This is a genomic window from Streptomyces sp. NPDC048590, from assembly GCF_043199535.1.
GTDB lineage: Bacteria > Actinomycetota > Actinomycetes > Streptomycetales > Streptomycetaceae > Streptomyces.
This window is the reverse complement of sequence record NZ_JBICWC010000013.1, coordinates 62,239-79,087: the sequence shown is the minus strand read 5'-3', so window position 1 is coordinate 79,087 and position 16,849 is coordinate 62,239. Positions and strand designations below refer to the sequence as shown.

Sequence of the window (16,849 nt, the reverse complement as noted above, 5' to 3'; positions counted from 1 at the left end):
CGCGCGTCAGGCGTTCCGGTTCGTGAGCCCCAGGGGCCCACCACCGAGACCTGCGGATTTGAAGTTACCTGACCGTTCGTCACCCGGTCCAGCGATCGTGATCACGAACGAGCGAATCGCGTTCGGGTAGGCTCCCTGGGTAAGGCAGGTTTCCCCTTGCCCGTGGCCCCCGGGCCTCCGTCTTGGAGGAAAGTACGAACGCGGGGGTGCATCGCTGTGTCTTCGTGGAAACGACCTGCGCGGTTTCTTGTGAAAAAATGAGTGTCATGCGTTTTCTTGAGCCCGGCACCGGTCGCTACACGGCCGCCCCCTCGGTCCCCTACGACCTGACGTACGACGACGTCTTCATGGTCCCCGGCCGCTCCGCGGTCGGATCCCGTCAGGCCGTGGACCTCTCCTCGCCGGACGGCAGCGGCACCACCATCCCGCTGGTCGTCGCGAACATGACCGCCATCGCGGGCCGCCGGATGGCGGAGACGGTCGCCCGCCGCGGCGGCCTCGTCGTGATCCCCCAGGACATCCCGATCGAGGTCGTCACCGAGGTCATCGGCTGGGTCAAGAAGCGTCACCTCGTCCTCGACACCCCGATCGTGCTGGCCCCCGGCCAGACGGTCGCCGACGCGCTGTCCCTCCTGCACAAGCGCGCCCACGGCGCGGGTGTCGTCGTCGACGCGGACAACCGCCCGGTCGGCGTCGTCACCGACCACGACCTGACCGGGGTGGACCGCTTCACCCAGCTGTCCGAGGTCATGTCCAAGGACCTGGTCGTGCTGGACGCGGACATCGACCCGCGCGAGGCCTTCAACAAGCTCGACGGCGCCAACCGCAAGCTCGCCCCCGCGGTCGACGCGGACGGCCGGCTCGTCGGCATCCTCACCCGGAAGGCGGCGCTGCGCGCCACCCTCTACACCCCCGCCACGGACGCGGACGGCAAGCTGCGCATCGCCGCGGCCGTCGGCATCAACGGCGATGTGGCCGGCAAGGCCAAGCAGCTCCTCGACGCCGGTGTGGACACCCTGGTCGTCGACACCGCGCACGGCCACCAGGAGTCGATGATCAGCGCCGTCGCGGCGGTGCGGGCGCTCGACCCGGCAGTGCCGATCGTCGCGGGCAACATCGTCGCAGCGGAGGGCGTGCGCGACCTCATCGAGGCGGGCGCCGACATCATCAAGGTCGGCGTGGGCCCCGGCGCGATGTGCACCACCCGGATGATGACCGGCGTCGGCCGGCCGCAGTTCTCGGCGGTACTCGAGTGCGCCACCGAGGCCAGGAAGCACGGTAAGCACGTCTGGGCCGACGGAGGCGTCCGCCACCCGCGCGACGTGGCGATGGCGCTCGCGGCCGGCGCGTCCAACGTCATGATCGGTTCCTGGTTCGCGGGCACGTACGAGTCGCCCGGTGACCTCCAGCAGTCCGCCGACGGGCGGTACTACAAGGAGTCGTTCGGGATGGCCTCGGCGCGCGCGGTCCGTAACCGCACCTCCGAGGAGTCCGCCTACGACCGGGCCCGCAAGGGGCTGTTCGAGGAGGGCATCTCCACCTCGCGGATGTTCCTCGACCCCGCCCGACCCGGCGTGGAGGACCTGATCGACTCGATCATCGCCGGTGTCCGCTCCTCCTGCACCTACGCGGGTGCCTCCTCGCTCGAGGAGTTCGCCGAGAAGGCCGTCGTGGGCGTGCAGAGTGCCGCCGGTTACGCGGAGGGCAAGCCGCTGCACGCCAGCTGGAGTTGATGACGCGGGCTCCGCGCCCCACCTCCGAACGCCCCTCCCGGGAGTATGTGCCGGGAGGGGCGCTTCCATGTGTCCAGGGGCCGCGACCGGTCCGGGAGTTCATGTGCGTGCATACGGGTCCGCCCCCAACTCAACTGTTCGATAAGTAATATGAGTCGCAATCAGTTGCCTGCCTCTCTGCGGTAAGGGATTCCATGACCTCCTTCTTCACCGATCTGGCCCAGCAGTACATCGACGGCGAGTGGAGGCCGGGGAAGGGGTCCTGGGACATCATCGACTTCAACCCCTACAGCGGGGAGAAGCTCGCCTCCATCACCGTCGCGACCACCGGTGAGGTCGACCAGGCCTACCGCGCGGCGGAGCGCGCACAGCCGGAATGGGCCGGCACCAATCCGTACGCCCGTCGCGCGGTGCTGGAGAAGGCGCTGTGCGTGGTCGAGGAGCGCGAGGCCGAGATCGCCGAGGCCATCGTCGCGGAACTGGGCGGCACCCGGCTGAAGGCCGGCTTCGAACTCCACCTGGCCAAGGAGTTCCTGCGCGAGGCCGCGCAGCTCACCCTGCGGTCGACGGGACAGATACTGCCCTCGCCCACCGACGGCAAGGAGAACCGTGTCTACCGGCTGCCCGCCGGAGTCGTCGGTGTCATCAGCCCCTTCAACTTCCCCTTCCTGCTGTCGCTCAAGTCGGTCGCGCCCGCGCTCGCCCTGGGCAACGCGGTCGTCCTCAAGCCGCACCAGAACACCCCGGTCTGCGGCGGCACCCTGATCGCCAGGGTCTTCGAGGAGGCGGGACTGCCCGGCGGGCTGCTGAACGTCGTGGTCACCGACATCGCCGAGATCGGCGACAGCCTGCTGGAGCACCCCGTTCCCCAGGTCATCTCCTTCACCGGCTCGGACAAGGTAGGCCGCCACGTCGCGACGGTCTGCGCGGCCAACCTCAAGCGCGCGGTGCTCGAACTGGGCGGCAACAGCGCCCTGATCGTCCTCGACGACGCCGATGTGGACTACGCCGTCGACGCCGCGGTCTTCAGCCGCTACATCCACCAGGGCCAGGTCTGCATGGCCGCCAACCGCATCCTGGTGGACCGCGCCGTGGAGGCGGAGTTCACCGAGAAGTTCGTCGCCAAGGTCGCGTCCCTGAGCGTCGGCGACCCCGCGGACCCCGCCACCCACATCGGTCCGCTCATCAACTCCTCGCAGGCCGAAGCCGTTTCCAGGCTCGTCGACGAGACCGTGGCGGCGGGCGCCACGGCTCTCCTGCACGGCCGGGCCGACGGCAACGTGGTCAGCCCTTCGGTGCTGACCGGCCTCGCAGCCGACTCCCCGGTGCTCCAGCAGGAGATCTTCGGCCCGGTGGCCCTGCTGGTCCCCTTCGACGGAGAGGACGAGGCCGTGCGGATCGCCAACGACACCCCGTACGGGCTGAGCGGCGCCGTCCACACCGGTGACATCGAGCGCGGGGTACGCGTGGGCCAGCGGATCCACACCGGCATGATCCACATCAACGACGGCACCGTCCACGACGAGCCCATCGTCCCCTTCGGCGGGGAGAAGAACTCCGGGCTGGGACGTCTCAACGGTGAGTCGATGCTGGAGGCCTTCACCACCCAGAAGTGGATCTCCGTACAGCACGGGCGTTCGCAGTTCCCCTTCTGACCCGGCCGCCCCCTGCGGCGGGCACGCCCTCAGGGGCTGCCCGTGGTCTACTTCGGGGGCGGCCCGTGCCGCCCCCGAAGCCACCGCAGAGAGATGATCCACCCGACGTGCGCCTGAACGACCTCGACGAACGCATCGTCCACGCCCTCGCCGAGGACGCCCGCCGCTCCTACGCCGACATCGGCGCGCTGATCGGCCTCTCCGCCCCCGCGGTCAAACGCCGGGTGGACAGGCTGCGCGCCGAGGGCGCCATCACCGGCTTCACCGTGCGGGTGGACCCCGCGGCGCTCGGCTGGGAGACCGAGGGGTTCATCGAGATCTACTGCAGCCGCAACACCGCCCCCGAGGCCATCAAGCGCGGCCTGTCCGCCTACCCGGAGATCGCCTCGGCCTCCACCGTCACCGGCGACGCCGACGCGATCGTCCAGGTCTTCGCCGCCGACATGCGGCACTTCGAACAGGTGCTGGAGCGGATCGCCGGTGAGCCGTACGTCGAGCGGACCAAGTCGGTCCTCGTCCTGTCCCCGCTGCTGCGGCGGTACTCCTCGGCGCCGCCGGCCTGAGGGTGCGGCGGCCCGAGAGCGCCCCGGCCTGAAGGCGCGGCCGGCCTGAGGGTGCCACCGCCCCGAGGACGCGGCCGACCCCCTGCGGAGGGGGAGCCGGGCGGTGCCCGACCGGGCCCGGACGGGTCCGGACGGAGACCGAGATCACAGGCCTGACCTGCGAAGTCCCCTCGCGCAACGAATCGTCGCGGGCGGTGCTCATGGCGCAACGGATCGATGGTGGACGCGCAACAATCGCGCCTTGTCCAGGGTGATCCCCTGACCGTACCTTCGATACGTCTCCCACCCCGCCCGTCCCGCCCGAGGTCAGCCATGCCGCCGTTGCGTACCGCCCTGCTCCAGAGCTCCGGACGGCCCGGCGCCGTCGCCGAGAACCTGGCGGCGCTCGACGCGGCCGCGGCCCGCGCCGCCGAGGCCGGGGCGCGGCTGCTGGTCTCGCCCGAGCTGTTCCTGACCGGCTACGCCATCGGTGACGACGTACCCACCCTCGCCGAGCCCGCGGACGGGCCGGGAGCCCGTGAGGTCGCCGCCATCGCCGTACGCCACGGGCTCGCGGTCCTCTACGGCTACCCCGAGCGCGACGGCGACCGCATCCACAACTCCGCCCAGCTCATCGGCCCCGACGGCATCCCGCTCGCCAACTACCGCAAGACGCACCTGTTCGGCGCCTTCGAGGAGAAGTGGTTCACGCCCGGGGACGTGCCGGTCGTCCAGGCCGAGCTGGACGGCATACGGATCGGGCTGCTGATCTGCTACGACGTCGAGTTCCCGGAGAACGTGCGCGCTCACGCCCTGGCCGGGACCGAGCTCCTGCTGGTGCCGACCGCGCTGATGCACCCGTTCACGTTCGTCGCCGAGGCAGTGGTGCCGGTGCGCGCCTTCGAGAGCCAGCTCTACGTCGCGTACGCCAACAGGGCAGGCGAGGAAGGCGAGTTCGACTTCACCGGGCTCAGCTGTCTGGCCGGCCCCGACGGCACCGCCCGCGTCCGTGCCGGACGGGGCGACGAGCTCCTCGTCGGTGAGGTCGACCCCGGTCTGCTGTCCGCCTCACGCGCCGTCAACCCATACCTCCGGGACCGCGTACCGGGGCTGTACGGCTCCCTCGCCTGAGCATCCTCTCCCGCCCTCCCGCAGCTTTCCGCCGCTTCCGCCGCTTCCGCCGCTTCCGCCGCTTCCGCCGCTTCCGCGCAAGGAGTCCGTACCCCATGACGTCCACGGTGCCCAACGCCGTCCAGCACACCGACGGCAAGCCGCCGATCACCATGTTCGGGCCGGACTTCCCCTACGCCTACGACGACTTCCTGGCGCACCCGGCCGGCATCGGGCAGATACCGGCCACCGAACACGGCACCGAGGTCGCGGTCATCGGCGGAGGTCTCTCAGGCATCATCACCGCCTACGAGCTCATGAAGATGGGCCTCAAGCCCGTCGTCTACGAAGCCGACCGGATCGGAGGCCGGCTGCGTACCGTGGGCTTCGACGGCTGCGACCCCTCGCTGACCGCCGAGATGGGCGCGATGCGCTTCCCGCCGTCCTCCACCGCGCTCCAGCACTACATCGACCTGGTGGATCTCGAGACCCGGCCCTTCCCCAACCCGCTCTCCCCGGCGACCCCCTCGACCGTCGTCGATCTCAAGGGCGAGTCCCACTACGCGCGGACCATCGACGACCTGCCGCCCGTCTACCGGGAGGTGATGGACGCCTGGAACACCTGCCTGGAGGAGGGGGCCGACTTCTCCGACATGAACCGCGCGATGCGCGAGCGCGACGTACCGCGCATCCGGGAGATCTGGGCGAGGCTCGTCGAGAAGCTCGACGACCAGACCTTCTACGGCTTCCTCTGCGCCTCCGACTCCTTCTCCTCCTTCCGGCACCGCGAGATCTTCGGACAGGTCGGCTTCGGGACGGGAGGCTGGGACACCGACTTCCCCAACTCGATCCTGGAGATCCTGCGCGTCGTCTACACCGAGGCCGACGACCACCACCGGGGGATCGTCGGCGGGAGCCAGCAGCTCCCGCTGCGACTGTGGGACCGCGAACCGCGGAAGATCACCCACTGGCCGCTCGGCACCTCGCTGTCCTCGCTGCACGGCGGGGAGCCGCGCGGAGCGGTCACCCGTCTCGACCGCACCGCCGGGAACCGGATCACCGTCACCGATGCCTCCGGTGACATCCGCAGCTACCGGGCCGCGGTCTTCACCGGACAGTCCTGGCTGCTGCTCTCCAAGATCGCCTGCGACGACGCGCTCTTCCCGATCGACCACTGGACGGCGATGGAGCGCACCCACTACATGGAGTCGTCCAAGCTGTTCGTCCCCGTCGACCGTCCGTTCTGGCTCGACAAGGACGAGGTGACCGGCAGGGACACCATGTCGATGACGCTCACCGACCGGATGACCCGGGGTACCTACCTCCTCGACGACGGGCCGGACAAGCCGGCCGTCATCTGCCTCTCCTACACCTGGTGCGACGACAGCCTGAAGTGGCTTCCGCTCTCCCCGGAGGAGCGCATGGACGTCATGCTCAAGTCCCTCGGCGAGATCTATCCGGGTGTCGACATCCGCAAGCACGTCATCGGCAACCCGGTCACGGTCTCCTGGGAGAACGAGCCGTACTTCATGGGCGCGTTCAAGGCCAACCTGCCCGGCCACTACCGATACCAGCGGCGCCTGTTCACCCACTTCATGCAGGACCGGCTGCCCGAGGACAAGCGCGGACTCTTCCTCGCGGGCGACGACATCTCCTGGACGGCCGGCTGGGCCGAGGGGGCGGTGCAGACCGCGCTCAACGCCGTGTGGGGCGTGATGGCACAGTTCGGCGGCAGCACCGACCCTTCGAACCCCGGGCCCGGGGACGTCTTCGACGAGATAGCGCCCGTGGAGCTCCCGGAGGGCTGAGACGGTTCGCGGAGCCGGTGCGACGTCTCACCGGCAAGGACCGAGGAGGAGCGCCCCACCCGCCTCGCCCCGGCCTCCCTCCGCTCCTGAGCCCCGGCCGGTAGCGGGCACCCACGCGGCTGCCACATTCCGCCGGCCGGGGCGGGGAGCGCGCATCTGCCCGATCACAGCCCCGGCACCGATCACCGCCCCGGCACCGGTCGTCCTGCCGGCCACGGCGCCGGGACGGGCGAACTGTCCGATCCGGTCCGTGCGCGGCGTCCAGACAATAGGCTCGCACCGCGGCGCCTCAGGCCGGACGTCTCATCGGAACGGACGTTCACCGGGCGCCTGGGAGGGGACGAGGAATGCCGGGCGCACGCGCAGGGGGCAGGACCGAGGCAAGGCGGCGCGGTCGCGCCGCGCGCCGTCACACCATGGCCGTGCTGGCGTCGGTCGTCGTGGCGGCCGGTGCGGTGACGGGCGTGATAGCCGCCGGAGCGAGCGACGGTGGGCGCACCACGGCGCGCCCGGACACGACCGCGTCCCCGGTCCTGGAACCGCTGCCCGCGGTGCCCACCCAGACGGTGTCACCGTCTGCCACCGCGACGGTGCCACCGTCCCCGAGCCCCGCCCGATCCGCGCGCAGGAGTCCTGCACCGTCCGAGTCCCCGAAGCGGTCGTCCGCGCCCGCGGCGTCCGCCAGGCTCTACCGCCACCCGGAGTCGCAGGTGCTGGACTGGGTCGGCGCCAACCGGGACGATCCGCGCCGCCCGCTGATCGAGTCCAGGATCGCGGCGCAGCCCGCCGCGGTGTGGTTCCCCGCCCACAACCCGGGCGCCGTCACCGGCCAGGTCCGGGGCGTGACGTCCGCCGCGGACGCAGCCGGCCGTACGCCCGTCCTCGTGCCGTACGCCATCCCCGACCGGGACTGCGGCGGGGCCTCCGAGGGGGGAGCGCCGAACCTGGACGCGTACGACGCCTGGATCGCCGACTTCGCCGCGGGTCTCGGCGGCGGCCCGGTCATCGTCATTCTGGAACCGGACGCGATTGCCCTGTCGGACTGCCTCTCGGACGGGCAGCGGGCCGCGCGCTTCGCGTCCCTGGCGCGCGCCGGACGCGCCCTGCACGCCGCGAACCCTCGTGCCAGGGTCTACTTCGACGGCGGGCACTCCGGCTGGCACAGCGCCGCGAAACAGGCCGCGGCGCTCCGCGAGGCGGGCGCCGCGACCAGCGGCGACGGCATCTTCACCAACGTGTCCAACTTCCGCGGCACCGCCGACGAGACCGCGTACGCCCGGCGGGTGCTCGCCGCGCTCGGCGGGCCGCCCGGCCTGGGCGCCGTCATCGACACCAGCCGCAACGGCAACGGCGCCCCGCAGGAGGGGGAGTGGTGCGACCCGTCGGGCCGGGCGCTCGGCAGGACCCCGACGACGGACACCGGCGTGACCGGCATCGACGCGTACCTCTGGGTGAAACTGCCGGGGGAGTCCGACGGCTGCAAGGGCTCGGCCGGCTCATTCACCCCGGACTACGCCTACGAGCTGGCCATCGGCTGAGCGTTCCCCGATATCAGGGCCGTCCCGCCGGCCGGCGCCTCACATCCCGGGCCGGTACCTCCGCTCCACGTGCCCCTCCAGCTCGTCCGGGTAGAAGTAGACGCGCCGCAGGTCGCCGCTCGCGTAGCGTTCGGCCTGGTCGTCGAAGTGCGGGGAGCCGGGGTGGCCGCTCACCCCGCCCGCCGTGACCGCCCAGGCGCGGACCCGCGGCCCGAACTCCACCACCGCCACGAAGGAGTTGCCGCTGGTGCCGTAGTAGCGCTTCGTACCCGGGTAGGCCTTCGCGCCGAACGACGCGAGCGAACCCCAGCGCGAGGAGGCGAAGGGGACCGGGATGCTCGGCTTGTCGTCATCGAACTGCTGGACGATCGCGCCGTCGTTGCGCTGGTAGCGGTTGATCTCGCCCCACTCCACTTCCCAGCCGCCGAAGTCCCGCTCCAGCCGCGCCACCGCGGTGCCGAGCGCCTCGACGCGCTCGGCGTCGGTGGCGCGGTCGGCGATGTAGTCCCATCCTGAGAGGCCGGCGTCAGCCGCCGCCTGGGCGGTCATCGCCCACAGGTCCTCACCCCAGAACACGGCCACCGACATGGCCGTCGACTCCGCCGACCAGCGGAAGTCCCAGTCGCGGAGCAGGGCGATCGGACCGGCGAGCCGCTTCCGCTGCTCGCCGCCGCGGGGAAGCCTGTCCCACGCCGCGACGAGGCCGGGGAGCAACCGGGCGAAGGCCGTGAGGTACGGGTCGAAGGCGGCCTCGATCAGCGTCCGCGGGGTGAAGTCCTTGCGCGCGCTGAGGACCCGGATCGCCTGCGGCCCGCGCGGATTCTCGCCGGCCTTGTCGAAGTAGCGCGGGTAGTCGGTGGCGTCGGGGCTCTCGTCGCCGGCGGCGGTCCAGGGCCAGTTGTTGGTGTTGAAGGCCCAGCCGTTCCGCGGGTTCACGGCCTTCGGCATGCTCGCCAGGCTGTGCAGTCCGTTCCAGTCGGTGGCGGGGTCGCTGCCGTCGACGTTCTCGCGGTAGTCGAAGCGGTCGTCGCGCTTCGGCATGAACTGAGGCATCAGGAAGGCGATGTCGCCCCCGGAGTCCGCGAAGAGGGTGTTGTTGGAGCTGTTCGCCTTGAGCTCGGCGATCCGTACGTACTCCTGGTAGTTCTTCGTGGTGGTGCGCAGGAAGCTCTGCTCGAGCGCGTCGACCGGCCTGTTCATCAGCGCGCACGCGATCCACTTGCCGTCCTCCTCGCGGACGACCGGGCCGTGGTGGGTGGCGTAAGTGGTGAAGCTCCGTTGCTCCTGGCCACCGTCCTCGGTGCGGAAGGACAGTGTGACCGTCCTCGTGGTGACAGGTCGCAGCTCGTCGCCGTATCGGTAGAAGTACTTCCCGTCCTTGCCGCTCACGATGGTCTCGGCGAAGTTGTCGATGTTGTCGACCCCGGACGTCGTGTGCATCCAGCCGGTGTGGGCGTTGAAGCCCTGGTAGATGAAGAACTGGCCCCAGGTGGCGGCCCCGTAGACGTCGAGTCCCCGCTTGCTCGTCACGTGCTGCTCGGCGCGGAAGAAGAAGCTGGTGTGGGGGTTGATGAGGAGCAGCGCGTGGCCGTCGCGGGTGTGGCCCGGCGCGATGGCCATGCCGTTCGACCCGGTCGGCTCGCGGTAGGCGAGGCCGATCTCGTCCTCGGTCATCGGGACTTCGCGCTCGGCGTGGAAGGCTTCGAGCTGGCTGAGCGGGATCGACTCGATGTCGCCGCCGATGCTGCCTTCCGAGAAGCTCAGCGGCATCCACGGCTCGAAGCGGTGGATCACGCGGGGGCGCACCTCGGGGTGGGTGGCGAGGTAGTGGTTGAGGCCGTCCGCCCACGCCCGCATCAAGGTGCGCAGCCAGGCGGGGCACTTGGCGTAATCCTTCTTCAGCTTTTCATGGTCGAGGTAGAGCCGTTGGCGCAGGTCCTGCCATATCGCGCTCTCGCCCTCGGCTTCGGCGAGCCGGCCGAGGGCGGTCAGGTAGTTCGTCTCGATCCGGTTGAAGTCGTCCTCGGCCTGGCTGTACATCATCCCGAACACGGCGTCGGCGTCACTCTCGCCGACCACGTGCGGGACGCCCCAGTCGTCGCGGGTGATCGTCACCCGAGCGGCGTGCCCGCGCCGGCGGGCCGCGTCCGACGCGGTGTCCGACGCCGCGAACGCGTTTCCGGCCGACAGCCCCGCCGCGACGGCGGCCAGCCCGGCGGCACCGCCCAGGACGCGGCGCCGGCTCACCCCTCCGTGCTGTGCTTGCGTCTGACCTGTGCTCTTTACGTCGCCCATCGAATGCTCCCCATCGGCTGTCGCGGCAGGACGCGTGGATCCCGGTGATCATCCACGCGGACAGTCCTATCCATGACATGAGGCGTTGACAAGATCACTGGTCGCGCTCGGAGCAGCCCACACTTGATCTCCACCACCGCACGGGGGCATGGGCGGCGCGCTCGGCCGGGGTCAGTCCTTCCCGGCCGGCGGGTTCTCGTCGTACTGCGAGGTGCCCGAATCCAGCAGCGGTTCCTGCGTCTTCAGATGCGCGGGGGCGAACGCCCGCAGCACGTGGTAGCCGGTGATCACGACGATCGTGCCCAGTGCGATGCCGCTCAGCTCGAAGTTGTCGGTGATCTTGAGGGCGACTCCGCCGACGCCGATGATGATGCCCGCGGCGGCCGGGACGAGGTTCAGCGGGTTGCGCAGGTCGACACCGGCGTTCAGCCAGATCTGGGCGCCGAGGAGGCCGATCATGCCGTAGAGGATGACGGTGATCCCTCCGAGCACCCCGCCCGGGATCGCGGCGACGACCGCGCCGAACTTGGGGCAGAGGCCGAAGAGCAGGGCGAAGAAGGCGGCGGCCCAATAGGCGGCGGTGGAGTAGACCCGGGTCGCCGCCATCACCCCGATGTTCTCGGAGTACGTGGTGTTCGGCGGCCCGCCGACGGCCGTGGACAGCATGGACGCGGCTCCGTCCGCGGCGATGGCGGTGCCCAGCTTGTCGTCGAGGGAGTCACCGGTCATCTCGCCCACGGCCTTCACATGGCCCGCGTTCTCGGCGATGAGAGCGATCACGACCGGCAGGGCGACCAGGATCGCCGACCACTCGAAGCTCGGCGCGTGGAAGGACGGCAGCCCGACCCAGTCGGCGTTCCCGACGGCGGAGAGGTCGAGCCGCCAGTGGTCGACCGCCTCTGCTCCGCCCGCGGGGGAGTGGATCTTCCCGAAGACCAGGTCGAGCACCCAGGACAGCAGATAGCCGAAGACCAGGCCGAGGAAGATCGCGATACGCGAGAAGAACCCCCGCAGGCACACCACGGCCAGACCGGTGAAGAGCATCACGGCGAGCGCGGTCCACTGGTCCTGCGGCCAGTACGTGGACGCGGTCACCGGGGCGAGGTTGAAACCGATCAGCATGACGACGGCTCCGGTCACCACGGGAGGCATCGCCGCGTGGATGATCCGCGCGCCGAACCGCTGGACCACGAGTCCCACCAGGAACAGCACGGCACCGACCACCAGGACGGCGCCCGTCACCGTGGCGCTGGTGCCGCCGGTGGCCCGGATCGTGGCGGCCACGCCGACGAACGAGAGCGAGCACCCCAGATAGCTGGGCACCCGGCCCTTCGTCGCCAGCAGGAAGATGGCGGTGGCGACACCGGACATCATGATCGCGAGGTTCGGGTCGAGGCCCATCAGGACGGGCGCCACGAAGGACGCGCCGAACATGGCGACCACGTGCTGGGCGCCGAGCCCGAACGTACGGGGCCAGGAGAGCCGCTCGTCGGGGCGTACCACGGCCCCCGGTGCGGGGGTCCTCCCGTCGCCGTGAAGGGTCCAGCGCACGCCGAGACTCATGGGGGTCACTCCTGAAGGGCTGCTCGGTGTGCCGGCGGGTCCGTGACCCGGTGTTCGGTGTTCACCTGCGGAAAAGATCAGCGCCATGGTAGTGGTGCCGCGGCCCGGACCGCCTCCCCGGCGCCCCGCCGCGTGGAGCGATCGGGCCCTCGCCGAGGGCCTGCGCAACCTTGGAGGCTTCCCGGAAGCAGCCGGTGAGCGACGCAGATCACAGAGGACCGACCCTTGACGACCGGCTTCCAAACCGGTTTGGTTGTGCTCGTTCGGCGGATCAAACCGGTTTGAACGCAGGCCCTGCGTGCTGCGTCGGCCGGAAGCACCAGAGCACCTCAGGGAGTACGGCGCATGGCACGCAAGCCCACCATCGCGGATGTAGCGCAGCGTGCGGGTGTGTCGCGTGCCACGGTCTCCTTCGCGCTGAACGACCGCCCCGGGGTCGCCGAGGAGACGAAGGCGCGGATCCTGACGGCGGCCTCGGAGCTCGGATGGACACCCAGCCGTCAGGCGAGGGCGCTGTCGCTCGGCAAGGCCGGGGCGATCGGGCTCGTCCTCGCGCGGGACCCGGAGCAGATCGGCACCGATCTGTTCTTCCCGGCCTTCATGGCCGGCGTCGAGGCGGTCATCGGACGACGTGGGGACGGGCTCATGGTCCACCTGACCACGCCCGAAGACGAGCAGAGCGTGTACGAGAGGCTGGCCGCGCAGCGGCAGGTGGACGGTGTCCTCCTGACCGACCTGCGCAGCGACGATCCGAGGCCCCGGCTGGTACGGGAGCTGGAGCTCCCCGCCGTCGTGGTCGGGCAGCCGGAGTGGGGCGGCGGTCTGTCGACGGTGAGTCTGGACGACGAACCGGCGTACGCGGCAGCCGTCCGACGGCTCGCGGAGCTGGGACACCGCCGTATCGCCCATGTCGAGGGGCCGCAGGAACTGCTCCACGCCCACCGGCGCAGGGGTGCCTGGGAGCGGACGCTGCGGGAGCTCGGCCTGCCCGAGGGCCCGGTGCGCCCCGGAGGATTCAGCGCCGACGGCGGCGACCGCGCCACCCGGGAGCTCCTCGCCCTCGACGAACCGCCCACCGCGATCGTCTACGGCACCGACCTCGCCGCCATGGCGGGCCTCTCGGTCGCCCAGGAGCTGTCCATCCGCGTACCGGACCAGCTCTCGGTGGTCGGCTACGACGATGTCCCCCTGACCCGCTACACCTACCCCCCGCTCTCCTCCGCCCGGGCCGACGCCCGCGGCTGGGGAGAGGCGGCGGCCCGCGCGCTCGACGCGGTGATCGCCACCGGTGAGGTGGCCCATGTGGAGCTGCCGCCCGCCAGGTTCATCCCCCGTGCGTCGATCGGGCCCGCTCCTCGCGGGTGACCGCGGCGGTCCGCGCACCCAAGGACCGCGGGCCCTCATCCACCGGTCGCCCCCGCGCGCACCGGAACCTCCGCACGGCAACGGTGCCGCGCGTGAACAGTTCGGAGATCAATCATGCTGAGGAGAACGGCGTACGCGCTGGTCGCGCTCGCACTCGCGGGAACGGCGACGGCCTGCGGGAGGCAGGCCGTGGACCCGGCCACCGCGCAGGACGCTCGCGGTCCGATCAAGGTCTGGCTTTCCAACAACGCGCAGGAGGTGAGCTGGGGTAAGCAGATGGTCGCCGCCTGGAACCGGAGCCACCCCGGCCAGCACGTCACCGCGCAGCAGATCCCGTCGGGCAAGACGTCCGAGGAGGCCATCAGCGCCTCGATCATCGCCGGCACGAGCGCCTGCCTCGTCTTCAACACCTCACCCGCCGCGGTGCCCACCTTCCAGAAGCAGAACGGGCTCGTCTCCCTGAGCGACCTGCCGGGCGGTGACGACTACATCACCGGTCGCGGGGGCTCCCTGACCGACCAGTACCGGTCGGCGGACGGGAAGTTCTACCAGCTGCCCTGGAAGAGCAACCCGGTCATGATCCTCTACAACAAGAAACTGTTCGAGAAGGCCGGACTCGACCCGGAGCACCCGAAGCTCGCCACCTACGACCAGTTCCTGGAGACCTCGCGGAAACTGGTGCGTTCCGGTGTCGCCAAAGCCGCGATATGGCCTTCGCCCAGCAGCGACTTCTTCCAGCCCTGGTACGACTTCTACCCCGCCTTCGCCGCCGAGAGCGGCGGCAGGCAACTCGTCGAGAACGGCGTACCGCAGTTCGACTCGCCGGCCGGACGCCAGGTCGCGGCCTTCTGGCGGAAGCTCTACGCCGAGAAGCTGGCGCCCCAGGAGGCGTACCCCGGCGACCCGATGAGTGACGGCAAGTCCGCCATGGCGACGGTCGGACCGTGGGCCGTCGCCGCGTACAAGGACAGTGTGGACATCGGGGTCGCCCCGGTGCCGACCGCCGGCGGCGGCACGGGCAAGCACTCCTTCAGCGACGAGAAGTCCGCCGCGATGTTCACCTCCTGCGAGAACCGGGCCACTGCCTGGGACCTGCTGAAGTTCGCAACCTCCACCGACCAGGACGGCGAGTTCCTGGACGCAACGGGCCAGATGCCCATGCGTGAGGACCTGACGGGCAAGTACGCGGGCTTCTTCAGCAAGAACCCGACGTACAAGCCCTTCGCGGAACAGGCCGACCGGGTCGTGGAGGTACCCAACGTCCCCGGTTCCGTCGACATCTGGCAGGCCTTCCGGGACGAGTGGACGAAGTCGGTCGTCTTCGGCCGCCAGTCCACGACGGCGGGACTGCGCAACGCGTCGTCCACCATCACCGACCTGCTGAACGAGTACGGAGACCCGTCATGAGCGTGCATCTCCAGTCCGCCCCGGCGCACTCCACGACGCGCGAACCCGCCCCCGCCCGGTCCTCGGCCCCGCGCCGCAAGGAGGGCGGGCGGTCCAGGGCCGGCGCGCTGTTCGTGTCGCCGTACGTGCTGTTCGTCCTCGTGGTCTTCGCGGTGCCGCTGGTCTACACGGTGTGGATCTCCTTCCACCGCTTCTACTTCACCGCTCCGGGCACCGACATCGACTCGCCGTGGGTCGGGCTGTCGAACTACCGGGACGTCTTCACCGACCCGGTGGTCGGACGGGCCTTCCTCAACATCGCGATCTTCCTGGTCATCAACGTGCCGCTCACCGTGGGCCTCTCCCTGGTCCTCGCCGCGGCGCTGAACTCGAAGATACGGGGGCGCGCCTTCTTCCGGGCCGCCTTCTACGTGCCGTACGTGACGGCGAGCGTCGCCCTGGTCGCCGTGTGGCAGTTCCTGTTCGGCTCGGACGGCTTCGTCAACCACCTCCTCGGCTCGCACGCGCCGGACCCCTCGTGGCTGGTCAACTCGCACCTCGCGATGCCGATGATCGCGGTCTTCGTGACCTGGAAGCAGCTCGGCTTCTTCGTGATGCTCTACCTCGCCGCACTGCAGAACGTCGGCAAGGAGCTGTACGAGGCGTCCGCCATGGACGGGGCCGGACGGGTGCGGCAGTTCTTCTCGGTGACGGTGCCCGGGGTACGCCCGGCGACGACCCTCGTCGTGATCTACGCGATCATCACCGGCGCCAACCTGTTCAGCGAGCCGTACCTGCTGACCGGGGGCGGCGGCCCCGACCACTCCTCCACCTCGCCGGTGCTGCTCATGTACCAGAAGGGCATCGAGCAGGGGCACCCCGACTCCGCAGCCGCGATCGGCGTCGTCCTCGTCGCCTTCGTGATGGTCATCTCGCTCGCCGCCCGCAAGCTCACCGAGAGGGGCAACTGACATGAGCGCCACCACTCCTGAGCCCTCGGGCCCCGGGATCACCGTCACCCGCCGCCGCCGTCGAGGCGGCCAGGCCGGACGCCTCGTCCTCCTGTCGATCGGCGCGGTCGCCTTCCTGTTCCCCTTCTACTACATGATCGTCGGCTCCCTGCGGAAGAAGACGGTCGGCGACCTGTCCGCGGCCGTACCCACCGGCCTGACCGGTGACAACTACACGGCCGTCAACGGCGCCATCTCACTGGGCCGCTCCCTCCTCAACTCCGGGATCATGACGATCGGCGTCCTGATCTGCACACTCGTCTTCGGCGTACTCGCCGGATACGCGCTGGCCCAGCTCAGGTTCCCCGGCAGGGGCGCGGTCTTCGCCGCGCTGCTGCTCGTGCAGATGGTCCCGTTCCAGCTGCTCACCCTGCCGCTGTACGTCCTGGTCGTGCGCGACTACGGACTGGGCGACAACTACCTCGGCATGATCCTGCCGTTCGCGATCAACTCCACGGCGGTGTTCCTGTTCCGCCAGTTCTTCTCCCAGATGCCGCAGTCGCTCTTCGAGGCGGCGCGCATCGACGGCGCGAGCGAACTGCGCATCCTGTGGAGGATCGCCCTGCCGATGGCCCGGCCCGCCGTGCTCACCGCACTGCTGCTGACGTTCATCGGCCCGTGGAACGAGTTCCTGTGGCCCTTCCTGGTCACCAAGAACGCCGACATGCAGCCGCTCGCGGTCTCGCTGGCGAGCTTCCTCTCCAACCTCCAGGGCACGGTGGCCAACCCCGCCGGCGCCCTGCTGGCCGGCGCGTGTGTGCTGGCCGTCCCCGCGGTGGCCCTGTTCCTCCTGTTCCAGCGCCACTTCACCTCCACCGACATCGACTCCGCAACAAAGGGCTGA

Annotated in this window: 12 protein-coding genes; 10 read left to right on the top strand and 2 right to left on the bottom strand. The window is 70.3% G+C overall.

Translation table 11 applies throughout. The features are described 5' to 3' along the window. Positions 1–266: 266 nt before the first annotated feature. From ACGFNN_RS31085 to ACGFNN_RS31060, 6 genes are all read left to right on the top strand, one after another. Positions 267–1,733 (top strand): GuaB1 family IMP dehydrogenase-related protein, encoded by a 1,467-nt coding sequence (locus tag ACGFNN_RS31085; RefSeq protein WP_362550639.1) that lies wholly within the window; start codon positions 267–269, stop codon positions 1,731–1,733. 194 nt (positions 1,734–1,927) lie between these two features. After that, on the top strand, positions 1,928–3,388 hold the full coding sequence (locus ACGFNN_RS31080; RefSeq protein WP_393560954.1) for an aldehyde dehydrogenase family protein: 1,461 nt from the start codon (positions 1,928–1,930) through the stop codon (positions 3,386–3,388). 107 nt (positions 3,389–3,495) lie between these two features. Next, positions 3,496–3,951, top strand: coding sequence for an Lrp/AsnC family transcriptional regulator (locus tag ACGFNN_RS31075; RefSeq protein WP_362671204.1), 456 nt, complete (start codon positions 3,496–3,498; stop codon positions 3,949–3,951). 312 nt (positions 3,952–4,263) lie between these two features. Continuing rightward, a complete protein-coding gene (locus ACGFNN_RS31070; protein WP_393560952.1) occupies positions 4,264–5,061 on the top strand; it encodes a carbon-nitrogen hydrolase family protein in 798 nt (265 codons plus the stop codon). A 95-nt stretch (positions 5,062–5,156) separates the two neighbouring features. After that, entirely contained in the window at positions 5,157–6,848 is a 1,692-nt protein-coding gene (locus tag ACGFNN_RS31065; protein WP_393560950.1) for a flavin monoamine oxidase family protein, read from the top strand. A 416-nt stretch (positions 6,849–7,264) separates the two neighbouring features. Next, the gene (locus ACGFNN_RS31060; RefSeq protein ID WP_393560948.1) at positions 7,265–8,386 is read left to right on the top strand and encodes a glycoside hydrolase family 6 protein; all 1,122 of its coding nucleotides are present in this window, start codon (positions 7,265–7,267) and stop codon (positions 8,384–8,386) included. Positions 8,387–8,425: 39 nt separating this feature from the next. On the opposite strand, the gene ACGFNN_RS31055 is transcribed toward ACGFNN_RS31060, so the two are convergent. Beyond that, the gene (locus tag ACGFNN_RS31055; protein WP_393560946.1) at positions 8,426–10,633 is read right to left on the bottom strand and encodes a penicillin acylase family protein; all 2,208 of its coding nucleotides are present in this window, start codon (positions 10,631–10,633) and stop codon (positions 8,426–8,428) included. Positions 10,634–10,852: 219 nt separating this feature from the next. Further along, positions 10,853–12,244 (bottom strand): uracil-xanthine permease family protein, encoded by a 1,392-nt coding sequence (locus ACGFNN_RS31050; RefSeq protein WP_393560945.1) that lies wholly within the window; start codon positions 12,242–12,244, stop codon positions 10,853–10,855. A 345-nt stretch (positions 12,245–12,589) separates the two neighbouring features. On the opposite strand from ACGFNN_RS31050, the gene ACGFNN_RS31045 reads away from it, so the two are divergent. The 4 genes from ACGFNN_RS31045 to ACGFNN_RS31030 all read left to right on the top strand — a co-directional run bounded on the left by ACGFNN_RS31045 (position 12,590) and on the right by ACGFNN_RS31030 (position 16,849). After that, positions 12,590–13,609: a LacI family DNA-binding transcriptional regulator gene (locus ACGFNN_RS31045; RefSeq protein WP_393560943.1), complete on the top strand. Its 1,020-nt coding sequence runs from the start codon at positions 12,590–12,592 to the stop codon at positions 13,607–13,609. Positions 13,610–13,723: 114 nt separating this feature from the next. Further along, positions 13,724–15,016 carry an extracellular solute-binding protein gene (locus ACGFNN_RS31040; protein ID WP_393560941.1) on the top strand — a complete coding sequence of 431 codons (1,293 nt, stop codon included), beginning with the start codon at positions 13,724–13,726 and terminating at the stop codon, positions 15,014–15,016. Next, entirely contained in the window at positions 15,013–15,966 is a 954-nt protein-coding gene (locus ACGFNN_RS31035) for a carbohydrate ABC transporter permease (protein ID WP_393560939.1), read from the top strand. The genes ACGFNN_RS31040 and ACGFNN_RS31035 overlap by 4 nt, the downstream gene beginning before the upstream one ends. 1 nt (position 15,967) lies before the next feature. After that, complete coding sequence (locus ACGFNN_RS31030) at positions 15,968–16,849, top strand: carbohydrate ABC transporter permease (RefSeq protein WP_393560937.1); 882 nt, start codon at positions 15,968–15,970, stop codon at positions 16,847–16,849.

Excerpts from the sequence above, each read along its gene's own strand:
- ACGFNN_RS31040 (WP_393560941.1), top strand. The coding sequence starts at position 13,724 with ATGCTGAGGAGAACGGCGTACGCGCTGGTCGCGCTCGCACTCGCGGGA.
- ACGFNN_RS31030 (WP_393560937.1), top strand. The coding sequence starts at position 15,968 with ATGAGCGCCACCACTCCTGAGCCCTCGGGCCCCGGGATCACCGTCACC.
- ACGFNN_RS31085 (WP_362550639.1), top strand. The coding sequence starts at position 267 with ATGCGTTTTCTTGAGCCCGGCACCGGTCGCTACACGGCCGCCCCCTCG.
- ACGFNN_RS31035 (WP_393560939.1), top strand. The coding sequence starts at position 15,013 with ATGAGCGTGCATCTCCAGTCCGCCCCGGCGCACTCCACGACGCGCGAA.
- ACGFNN_RS31070 (WP_393560952.1), top strand. The coding sequence starts at position 4,264 with ATGCCGCCGTTGCGTACCGCCCTGCTCCAGAGCTCCGGACGGCCCGGC.
- ACGFNN_RS31050 (WP_393560945.1), bottom strand. The coding sequence starts at position 12,244 with ATGAGTCTCGGCGTGCGCTGGACCCTTCACGGCGACGGGAGGACCCCC.
- ACGFNN_RS31045 (WP_393560943.1), top strand. The coding sequence starts at position 12,590 with ATGGCACGCAAGCCCACCATCGCGGATGTAGCGCAGCGTGCGGGTGTG.
- ACGFNN_RS31080 (WP_393560954.1), top strand. The coding sequence starts at position 1,928 with ATGACCTCCTTCTTCACCGATCTGGCCCAGCAGTACATCGACGGCGAG.
- ACGFNN_RS31065 (WP_393560950.1), top strand. The coding sequence starts at position 5,157 with ATGACGTCCACGGTGCCCAACGCCGTCCAGCACACCGACGGCAAGCCG.
- ACGFNN_RS31060 (WP_393560948.1), top strand. The coding sequence starts at position 7,265 with ATGGCCGTGCTGGCGTCGGTCGTCGTGGCGGCCGGTGCGGTGACGGGC.